The organism is Streptomyces sp. NPDC020379 (assembly GCF_044387105.1).
In the GTDB taxonomy this organism is placed as follows: Bacteria; Actinomycetota; Actinomycetes; order Streptomycetales; family Streptomycetaceae; genus Streptomyces.
The window spans coordinates 155,580-165,825 of the sequence record NZ_JBIRVR010000011.1 but is presented as its reverse complement, the minus strand read 5'-3'; the positions used below and the strand labels follow the sequence as shown (position 1 = coordinate 165,825).

Annotated in this window: 8 protein-coding genes; 2 read left to right on the top strand and 6 right to left on the bottom strand. The window is 72.9% G+C overall.

The genetic code is table 11. The features are described 5' to 3' along the window. The first annotated feature begins 213 nt into the window (after positions 1–213). Positions 214–4,365 (top strand): MobF family relaxase, encoded by a 4,152-nt coding sequence (gene mobF / locus ACH427_RS16930; RefSeq protein ID WP_398870250.1) that lies wholly within the window; start codon positions 214–216, stop codon positions 4,363–4,365. 553 nt (positions 4,366–4,918) lie between these two features. Here the strand turns inward: mobF and ACH427_RS16925 are convergent. The 6 genes from ACH427_RS16925 to ACH427_RS16900 all read right to left on the bottom strand — a co-directional run bounded on the left by ACH427_RS16925 (position 4,919) and on the right by ACH427_RS16900 (position 8,711). Continuing rightward, positions 4,919–5,788: a phosphotransferase gene (locus ACH427_RS16925; protein ID WP_398870249.1), complete on the bottom strand. Its 870-nt coding sequence runs from the start codon at positions 5,786–5,788 to the stop codon at positions 4,919–4,921. Then, complete coding sequence (locus ACH427_RS16920) at positions 5,769–6,629, bottom strand: aldo/keto reductase (protein WP_398870248.1); 861 nt, start codon at positions 6,627–6,629, stop codon at positions 5,769–5,771. The genes ACH427_RS16925 and ACH427_RS16920 overlap by 20 nt, the downstream gene beginning before the upstream one ends. 38 nt (positions 6,630–6,667) lie before the next feature. Further along, on the bottom strand, positions 6,668–7,843 hold the full coding sequence (locus tag ACH427_RS16915) for a cupin domain-containing protein (RefSeq protein WP_398870247.1): 1,176 nt from the start codon (positions 7,841–7,843) through the stop codon (positions 6,668–6,670). Between the two features lie 26 nt (positions 7,844–7,869). Continuing rightward, complete coding sequence (locus ACH427_RS16910) at positions 7,870–8,004, bottom strand: hypothetical protein (protein ID WP_398870246.1); 135 nt, start codon at positions 8,002–8,004, stop codon at positions 7,870–7,872. A 96-nt stretch (positions 8,005–8,100) separates the two neighbouring features. After that, positions 8,101–8,265 (bottom strand): hypothetical protein, encoded by a 165-nt coding sequence (locus ACH427_RS16905; protein WP_398870245.1) that lies wholly within the window; start codon positions 8,263–8,265, stop codon positions 8,101–8,103. Next, positions 8,262–8,711: a DUF6415 family natural product biosynthesis protein gene (locus tag ACH427_RS16900; protein WP_398870244.1), complete on the bottom strand. Its 450-nt coding sequence runs from the start codon at positions 8,709–8,711 to the stop codon at positions 8,262–8,264. The genes ACH427_RS16905 and ACH427_RS16900 overlap by 4 nt, the downstream gene beginning before the upstream one ends. 266 nt (positions 8,712–8,977) lie before the next feature. Here ACH427_RS16900 and ACH427_RS16895 point away from each other — a divergent pair, with 266 nt between their 5' ends. Then, positions 8,978–10,237, top strand: coding sequence for a hypothetical protein (locus ACH427_RS16895; protein WP_398870243.1), 1,260 nt, complete (start codon positions 8,978–8,980; stop codon positions 10,235–10,237). The last annotated feature ends 9 nt before the right edge of the window (positions 10,238–10,246 follow it).

Genomic DNA, 10,246 nt, shown 5'->3' with positions numbered 1-10,246 from the left:
AGCTAACCCCACCCATCGCCGCAAGGTAACTCTTCAACCCGCAAGATCCCCCGCAAAGTGAAGCTTCAATCCGCAGTCTTCACCGTCACAGGACAATCGGGAACCCCACGAGTCCTTGATCCGTCTGTCTACCTACAAGTGCTATAGCACTCCAGGTATCTCCGATACATGATCATGGTCCGCCGGTCGGACAAAAGGGGTAAAGGGGGGTGGGTGTCGGTGGGTTGGGCGACGGGCATCTACGCCCCCGAGCAGGTGGAGTACCGGCTCGCCGAGGGCTGCGGCTGCGACGTGGCGGCCGACGCACAGGTCGAGTACCGGCTCGCCGCCGAGCGCGATCTGCGGTGGATCGGCAGCGGCCTGGCGGAGCTCGGTCTCGTCGCCGGTGGAACGGTCGATCCGGACGCCGCGCGTGCGCTGATGGACGGCCGGGACTGGCGCACCGGCGAGCAGCTGGTGAAGCGCAAGAAGGCGCTCGACCCGCGCGGAAAACTCACCGCCCGCGTGCTCGTCGACGCCGTCAACGAGGTGGCGGCCGCGGACGGGAAATCCGCCGCCGAGTACCTCGGCAACGACAGGTTGGCGAAGCGGTTCGCGCGTGCCGAGCGAGGCATCGTGCGCGACGGCGAGCAGCACCTGCTGCCCGTCGCGGACGTCGAGCGCCTGGCGTCCGCCGCCGGCCTTGACGCCGACGCGCTGTACGGCGCGGGCGTCGTTGAGAAGGCGCGGCGTTGGCAGCACCACCATGTCGATGTCGGTCTGCGCGGCGTGGACATCGTCCTCGATCTGCCGAAGTCGATCAGCGCGGCGTACGCGCTCGCGAACGAGGAGCTGTCGGAGGCGGTCGAGGCGGCGTGGATGGCGTCGGTGGGCGAGGCCGTCGAGTCGTTGGAGGAGTGGACGGCGTACGGCATGGCCGGTCACCACGGCGACGGCCAGCGCGCCGAGCGGATATCCACCTCGGGCCTGTTGGGCTGGACGACACTGCACCGGTCCGCGCGTCCGGTGAAGGGCGCGGTCGCTGACCCGCACCTGCACGTCCACGTGAACATCGCGCACATGGCGCGCTGCGCGGACGGCAAGTGGCGGACGATCGCGGCCGGCGCGGAGGACCTGCACCGGCACGCCCGTGTCATCAACGAAATCGCCGAGGCGCGGCTGCGCGCCCGCCTGATCGACAAGCACGGCGCGCGGTTCGAGCGGTCGACGGAGACCGGCGCGTGGGAGCTCGTCGGCATCCACGACGAGGTGCGCACCGCCTTCTCCCAGCGGCACCAGCAGATCATCGAGCACGTCGGTGAGGGCGCCTCCCGCGACCAGCAGAAAGCCGCCGCGCGTGCCACGGCGGAGGCGAAGAACGAGGACGAGGCGGCGCCCCGGGAAAACTGGCGCACGCGTGCCGCCGCGGTGCTCGGCGGCGAGGCCGCCGTGGACGCGATGGTGTCGGCGGCGCTGCCCGGACCGGACGACGGACCGGCGCTGTCGGTCGCCTCCGGCGGAGGCCCGCGCATGCCCTCGCCCCACGAGATCGCCGTACAGATTTGGGACGCCGAGCACGGGCTGACCGCGTCGAAAAAGGCGGTCTCCCGTACGCACGTCCTGGCGGCCGCCGCGGCTGCGGTGCCGTACCTGACGAGCCGCGAGCAGCTGGTGGAACTGACCGACGCGGTGCTCGCTGAGGACGGCCACGCCGTACGCCTGGCGGACTCCGACCGGCACCACCAGAGCAACCGCCAGCGGTACACCCACACCTCCGTGGTGGAGGCGGAGCAGACCATCATCGACTGCGCCACGGCCGGCCTGGACGCAGGCCTCGCGCAGCTCACCACGGCGGCCGCCGAACTCGCGGTGTCGACGTCGGAGGCGGCCCAGGGGTTCGCCTTCAGCAGCGAACAGCGCGCGGTCGTGATGCGCCTGCTGACTGCCGGGCACGGCGCGGACGCCGTCATCGGTGTCGCGGGTGCGGGCAAGACCACGTTGATGAACGCGGCGCGCACCGGGTGGGAGGCCGCCGGCCTGCGCGTGGTCGGCGCGTCCACGGCCGCTGTGGCCGCCGCCAATTTGGCTGCGGAGGCGGGCATCGAGAGCCAGACGATTGCCGCGTGGACGCGCGAGATCAGCGGCGGCAAGGGCCTGCACGGTGTCGGCGCCTTCGTCATCGACGAGGCCGCCATGGTCGACGACCGTGCGCTCGCCGTGCTGCTGCGGCACGCCGCGGAAACCGGCACGAAGGTGGCCGGGGTCGGCGACCCGATGCAGTTGAGGGCCGTTGGTATCGGCGGCGGTTTCGCCCGCATCCACGAACTGGTCGACGGCCTGGTCCTTACCGAGAACCGGCGCCAGCGCGACGTCGTCGAGCGCGCGGCGCTGCAGACCTGGCGCGACGGCGCCCGTACGAGCGCGCTCTCCCAGCTCGCCGAGCACGGCCACGTCCACGCCGCCCAGACCTCCACCGAGGCCCTCACCGCGATGCTCGACGCCTGGACGCAGGCCCGCACCTGGTGGCAGGGCGACCCGCACGGCCAGGTCGCCAATCTGCTGCTGCTCGCCGCCCGCCGCGCGGACGTCGCCACCCTCAACGCCGGCGCCCGCGCCGCCCTGGTCGCCTCCGGCGAACTCGCCCAGGGCCGCCCCTTCGCCGTCACCGGCGGTGCCCGCATCCACTTCGCGCCCGGCGACCTCGTGCACATCCGCCGCAACGACTACCGCTCCCGCCGCGACCCGAACGCCGTCGACGTCCTCAACGGCTACCGCGGCATCGTGCTCGACGTCCGCCAGGACCAGGGCGTGCTCGTCGAATGGCGCCGCCCCACCCCCGACGGCCCCGTCCTGCAGTCCGCATGGATGTCCCCCGGCGACATCGCCGAGGGCCGCCTGTCCCACGGCTACGCCATGACCATCGGCTCCGCGCAGGGACTTACCGCGGACATGGCGCTCGCCTACGGCCTGCACGCCGACGCCCACTCCCTCTACCCCGCGCTCTCCCGCGCCCGCATCGAGTCCCACCTGTTCCTGCCGCTGCACGACCTCGAGGACCACCCCACCCGCGCCCGCCTCGGCACCCCGCGCACCGAACGCGAACGCCTGGACCGCGCGGTCGCGGCGTACGGCCGGCTGCTGGAACGCGACGGCGACGACGTCATGGTCACCGACGAACTCGCCCACGCCCGAGCCGAGCACTTCGGCGCGGAGACCCCCGAGCAGGAGGCCGTACGGCGCTCGACTCGGGCGTTCCCGGCCGGGGAGGCCCGCATCATCCCGCCGCAGCTCCAGGCCCACCGCGAGGCTCAGGAGCAGGCCGAGCAGCAGCGCACCGACGGCGCCGCGCCCACCCCGGCCGTCGCCGACGGGAGCGAGGGCCACCACACCACCCCGCCGGACACCCACGCCCGCGTCAACGAACTGCTCGCCATCGGCTACGCCTCCCGCCCCGAGCAGGCACCCGAGCCCGAGGCGGAGCCGGTCACCCCGTGGACGGAGCGCCCCCACGGGCACGTCGCCACGGCCAACCTGGAGCGGTACGCCGAGGCCGCGGACGAGAAGGCCCAGGACGCGGCCGCCAAGGCGAGCCGCTTCGAGCAGCGCGCCGCCGACCTCGCCGCGGTTCTGGGCACCGACGAGTCACCCGCCCGCATCCAGTACGGCGACCTGGTCGGCAAGGCCGAGCTGGCTGCCGACCAGCTGCGCCGCGCCGACAAGGCCGACCAGGAGGCGGCGCGGATCGACAAGCGGATCAGCGCGATGTACGCGACCAACCGCGAGGAGATCGGGCAGGAGAGCAGCAAACGAGCCCAGGCCAAGCTCAAGCGCAGCGCGGTGACCTTCCAGCGCGGCCGCCTGGAGAAGGAGGCCGACACCCTGCGCGACCAGATCACCGAGCGGACCGAGGAGATCGCGGTCCTGCGCGAGCAGATGAACAAGCTGCGCGGCGACGCGAACACCCTGCGCACGCAGGCCCGCGACGCCCTCCGGGAACTCAGCGGTAACGCCCCCATCAACGTGCACCGCCTCGGCGAGCACCTCAAGGAGCAGCAAGCCGCGCTGCCCGCCCGGCTCGTCAGGCTGGAGCGTGCCGACGTCGACCAGCACGCCTATCTGACCAAGACCGCGCAGGCCCACCGCCGCACCCAGGACAAGGAGACGAACAAGGCGGCCGGGCTGCGCGAGGAGGCCACCCTCCGCGCCGGCCTCAGCCCCGAGCAGATGGCCGAGGAGATCAAGGAGCGCACCGCCGCCGCCCGCCGGGCCGCCGCAGAGCACCGTGCCCAGCAGCAAGCCGCCCGGGAAGCGGCCGAGCGCAGCGCCGCCGCGTACGACCCCGACCGCTACAGCGGCCCGTCGCGCGGCGGAGGACTCGGCCTGTAGCCCCCGCAACAGCGACTTCGGCGCCCCCTCCACGTACGTCGTGGAGGGGGCGCCCTCGTCTGCCGGTCAGTCTGGCCAGATAACCCGCGCGCCCCTTCTTTGTCAGGCCGCAGGCGACGGTCAAGAACCAGGGCTGAGACCGGTGGTACGCGGGGCCTTCGCCGGCCCCGCGACCCCGCTCCCCCCGATACTCCCCGGCGCGAAACCGCATCGTCGTGGCGCACGCCCGTACGCGCCGGGGAGCACCGGGGCCTGGTCCCCGTGGTCCGCCGCCAAGGTCGTGCAGGAGGTCCAGAAGGCGGTGCTCGACCAAACTCGGCGGACGTTCCGGACACGGCGCAGGTCAGCGCGTTGAAGGTCGGGCGGTGGGTGGCCTCTTCGTCTCCAACTCAAGGTAGGAGGAAGGGGGAGGAAGCCACCCCGGCGGGATGTGTGGCCGCCTGGCGGTGTCACCAGGTTGTCCGCCGGTGTGGAGAAGGCGTTCGGCAGCGAGCGAACCGTCTCCCGGGGAGACCGGGTGCCGGGCTGCCCGGGAATATTGGGGGCGTTGGGTCTAACAGGTCTGATGCGGCGTGCTGCAGACCCGGGCGCGGCTGCGCAACCGCTCGGCCCACATGCGCAGAGGCCCGGCCAGTTCCTGGTTGTCGCCACGGGACACTGTTTGTAGGAGCTCGGCGACGATGGTCGCTTCGCCTGCCCACGTGGCCGGGCTGCCGAGCTGGGGGAAGCACTCTCGGACGCGGTTCGCGATGTCGGGCTGCAGCAGGCTGTAGGCGAGCAACGTCGATTCGTCGTACCCCCGAGGCCCGAGGCCCCAGCCCTCCCAGTCGAGGATGCGCAGGCTGGGACCGGTGAGGTTCGCCCAGTGCAGATCCCCGTGGACGACGACCCAGTCGATGGTCTCCGGGGCGGGGACCTCGACGAATTGGGGCAGGGCCCGTTCGAGGTACTCGCGCCGGACTGCGATCCGGTCGGTGGTGGCGTCGGTGACCGTGCGGAGCGCGGTGTGCAGGCTCCCCCACCACCCGGGCGACAGGCTAGCGGGGCTGCGCAGGACAGGATCGGAGGAGATGACGGGCATATCGAGGTGGGCGCTGAGCTCGGCCCGGTACACGACCCCGGCCTCCCTGGCGTCCTGGACGGCGAGGAGTTCGGGCCGACGCCCCCCAAGGGCGCCGAACGCCTTCTCCGCAGTCCGGTTGCCCTCCCACAACTTGCCGGTGGCCTTGGCCTCCGGGGCGGTGAGCAGGCGCAGCCACACGCGGCGCCCGTCCGTGGCAGTGCCTCCGCGGCCGAGGGTGCGCCCGGCCCATCCCCAGAACTCGGTGCCGTCGTCGAGGCGGACGCCGAGGGCGCGGGCGGCACGGTCGTGGTGGGCGCGCATGCGGTGTGCGGTGTCGGGGTCAGGGGGCGGCGAGTACATCGGTGATCTCCCTGAGTCGCTTGGCCCCCAACGGTAGGGCGAGGGTGTCCCGCGCTCCGGCCCAGTGCGCGGGGCTGCTGGCGGAGACGAGGACGACATCGAGGCTCGGAGTTGACGCGGCGACCAGCAGGCAGGCCGCGGCCGGCGAGAGTCCGGGGCGGACGAACTCGGCGAGTTCGTCCGTCGCCATGTCGAGGAGCTCACCGCCGCGCAGTGGAGCCGCCCCGACTGTCATCAGCCCGTGGTCGTGGGCCTCGGCGAGCGGGCCCTTCCCGTCGAGGGCCTGCCGGATCACCATGTCGTCCACGAGGTTGACCGGCTGCTGGAGCGCGACGAGGCCGTGCCGGTCGGAGCCGGCGGCCTGCTCGGCGAGCCGCACCAGCCCGGGGACCGTGAGTACGCCGTGCTTGAGGCCGTCCCAGGTGGCGACGCCGTAGCCGCCGATGTGGCCCGCGTCGGCCAGCTCCTCCAGGACGACGAAGGCGTCCCGCAGCCGGGCGTGGATGTGGGGCACGTGCGGGGCGGCCCGCTCGGGGTTGTGCACGTACACCACATCCGGCGTCCGGCCGAGTTGACGGACCGACCGTTTGACCTGCCACCGGACGAACCCCGGCGCCAGGCTGTACCCGGCCGCAGCCTGGCCCTGGGGCAGCACGCCGGCCGTCACCGCCGCCTGCGCCTGTTCCGGCGTGAAGAACCCGGTCTTCGTGGAGACCTTCACCGCGGGGAACTCGCCGAGGACCGGGCCGAGCTCCACTTGGGCGCGGCCCCGGCCGTAGTTGGGGGCGGTGTCCACCCACGCCGCGCCCTGGGAGCAGGCGGTGCGCGCCGCATCCCTCACGGCGCGCACCCTGTACGTCCCCAGGCCCAGAGCGGGGCTCACCGGGCCGTCCCGGTGATGGCGACGGCCTGGCCCTCGACCAGCTCACGGACCAGGGCGGCGATGTCGTCCACGCCGACGCCCGCGGCGTCCGCGAGCTCCCCCAGCGTGTGCTCGCCACCCCCGGCGAGCGCCTGGAGAGCGGGACCGGCGGCCGGAGCGAACTCGTAGACGCTGCCCGCTGCTGCCAGATGCGCCGCGTCCTCGTCGAGGGTGAGCACGGCGCGGGCCGTCGTCATCCGCACCCGCAGCCGGTGGTCGGCCGGGACGCTGTCCAGGTAGGGGAGGCTGGGAGCCATCCGGCCCAGGGCCTGCCCGTCCTGGTGCTCGGCGTACCGGGCGATCAGCCGGGGGTCGTCCAGCTGCTCGGCCACCAGCTTGCGCACCCCGGCCACGAACGCCGCCTGTTCCTCGGGCGACGCCAGGAGCGGCAGGTCGGTGCGGAACTCCTCGTGCGCGACGAGCCGGTCACAGACCCAGTGCAGCAGGTCCGAGGGCGTGTGGGGCTGGGCGCCGTAGGTGACGTGCAGCGACCTGGTGCCCTGGTCGGCACTGACGCTGTGCCACCAGCCGCGCGGCACATAGAGCAGGTCACCGGGGTGCAGCACGAGGTCCGCGACCGGTTCGCCGGTCGGCGGCTGCGGTGCGTCGGTGTCACGGTGCAACGGGTACGTCCGGGTCGGGCCGTAGATCCGCCACCGCTTGGCGCCGTCGAGCTGGAGGACGACGACGTCGTGCGTGTCCCAGTGGCAGCCGAAGCCCTCGGTCGCGGTCCAGGAGGCGTAGACGTTCGCCTGCCATCGGGTGCGGAAGAGCCGCTCCAGCTCCTCGGCGACCTCGCCGAGCGGCCGGTGGAGTTCGTCCGCGTTGTCCAGGGCCATGGAGGCCCCGTCGGCGAGCTGGGCGTGCAAGGGGGCGGGGTGGAGCCGGTGCCACACGACGTGGCGCCGGGTGACCTCCGGCGCGCTGGTGGCCAGGGCCGACAGGGTCTCGCCGTCGCGGGTCAGGCGCAGCCGCGGGGGCTGGAGCCGGTGGGTGGCCAGGATCTGGTTGAGCGCGTCCCAGGTCAGCAGCCCGGCCACCTCGACGGCGCCGGGCAGGTGGCGGTAGTCGCGGTGTAACGCCTGGGCGAGGAAGTCCTCGCCCAGGCGCTCCGCGATGCGCGGTGCGGTCATCGCGTGTTCGTCCCTCGGTTCCGGTGTCAGTCGTTGCCGTCGGACTTGCCGGTGCCGCCGCCGTCGCCCGGCACGGCGTCCTGCCGCCGCGCCGCGTCGATCAGCTTCTTCGAGCGCAGAAGCCCGCCCGAGGGGGCGGTGCTGGCGGTGTTGTCGGGCATTGAGATCTCCTGTGTTGTCGGGGAGGAGGGCCTGGTGCCCGTCCTCCGCGGTAACCCGCCCCGGGGAGGGGGCGGGAGTCTGCAGGGCACGGGGCGTCAGCCGTCGTCCGTGCCGGTGTCCGGGGCCGTCACGACCGGTGCCGGGCGATCGGCGGGTCCGTCGAGGAGGCCGCCGATCTGCTGGTGGAGCGCGGCCGTCGGCCCGGCCAGTCCGAGGGCGAGCAGGGCGAGTACGGCCCGTAACGGGTGGTCGTCGCTCATGCGTTCACCTCGGTGCGCTGCTCATCGGCCGGCTGCCCGGAGGTGGCGAGGTCGAGGAGCGTCTGGCAGCTCCGGCCGAGATCGGCCAGCCACACCATCGCGTTCAGCGGGAAGTCCTTCGGGCTGGGCCGCTCGTATTCCAGGCGGCGCCGCAGGGCGTCGAAGTCGTTCGCCATCAGCCCGTGGTACGGCGCGCCGTCCGGGTGCAGAGCGTGGTATCTGGCCTCAGCGGGCCCGAGCAGCAGCGCGACATGTCCGGCCAGCTCCGCCATGGTCTGGGCGCTCGCATCGGGGTCCACGGGTGTGCCCTCCACGACCGGGCGCTTCGCGTCGTCGATGGTCCTGCGGATCCGCTCGACATCGATCGGCACCGTGCTGTCGGGGCCGTCGATATGGGCGACGTAGTGACCGGCCGTCGTGGCTGCGCGGGCGGGAGTGGTGGTCATGTGCCCAGCTCTCCGAGTCAGAAGGGATGCGGCGGACCGCCGGGGTCGATCACCACCTCGGTGGCCCGCCGCGCTGCGATGCCGCCCGGTGAGGGAGGCGGCCAGGAGGGGAGACGGGACCTCCCACCCATGGGCGGCGGATACTCAGTGAACGAGCCCCCGGCGTGCGGCGACAGGAAAAACCGCCGGTCATCTGCTGGCACGGGACCGGAAATTTTGACCATCGGTCCGTGTGACCTCAACCACACTGGGGCTACGGTGAGTTGGTGGGCGAGAACACCAGCCTCCGAGCACGGATGACCGATCGGGGCTACAAGCAGCACGAGTTAGCCGAGGCCCTCAACGATGCCCTGCTGGGCATCACGGGCAAGCGCGGCACGGTCTCCGACCGCCACATCCGCAACCTGCTGACCGGAAAAACCCGCCGTCCGCAGATGCGCCTGCGCCTGGCTTTCGAGACAGTGTTCGGCTGTCCCGCCGCCGACCTCGGGTTCTCCGCCCCGCCCCCGACGGCCCCCACACCCACGGAGGAGGACCCCATGCTGCGCCGCACCTTTTGCACCGCCGCGACCGGAACCGTCATCGCTGCCGCCGCCCCAACGGCCGGCGCAGCGTCAGGGGCCCCATGGACCGTGGGCGTCAACGACGCCGCGCGTCTGCACGCCAAGGTCGCCCGGCTCGACTCCGCCGACCACGCCCTGGGCGGCACCCGCCAGCTGGAGACCGCCGCGCTCACCTACGCGGAGCGCGCCATCACCCTGGTCAACAGCCACTCCGCCACCACCCGCGTGCGCTCCATGCTCTACGCCGTCGCCTCCGACGCCGCCAGCACCGCCGCGTGGATGGCCATCGACGGCCGCCGGCCCCAGCAGGCCGCCGCCCACCTCGACCGCGCCACCGCCCTGGCCGGCCTGTCCAGCAACGGAATCGTCCAGTACCGCGTGTGGAACTTGCGCAGCATGCTCTCCGCCCAGCAGGACCGGCGCACCGACGCCCTCGCCTCCGCCCAGGCGATGCGCGCAACCACCGCGGCCCGCCGCGACCCGCTGTGCGCCAGTCTCGCCCACTCCCGCGCCGGTCTCGCCCACGCCGCCCTCGGCGAGCACACCCAGGCCATGCGCGCCTTCGAACGCGCCCGCACGACACTCGACAACGCCCCCGAGCAGCGGCGCCCGGAATGGATGACCTTCTACGGTGAGGGCGAAATCGACGGCCTGATGTGCGTAAGCGCGCTCACCATGGGCCGCCCGGCCGAAGCCGAGGCATGGGCCCACCAGGCCCTGGCCCGCCTGCCCGACACCCTCGCCCGCAACCGCGCCCTGTACCACGTCGAACTGGCCTTCGCCCAGCTGCGCCAGGGCGACGACGCACTGGCCGTCGTCACCGCCCGCACCGCCGAAAAGCTGGGCGGCACCGCGCCGGGCAGCAGCCGGCTGCGCGTCATGCTCGACGACTTCTCCGCCGAACTCACCGCCACCAGCGACAGCCCCGCCGCCCGCGGCTACACCCACCACACCTACCGATAGGGAGCGCCG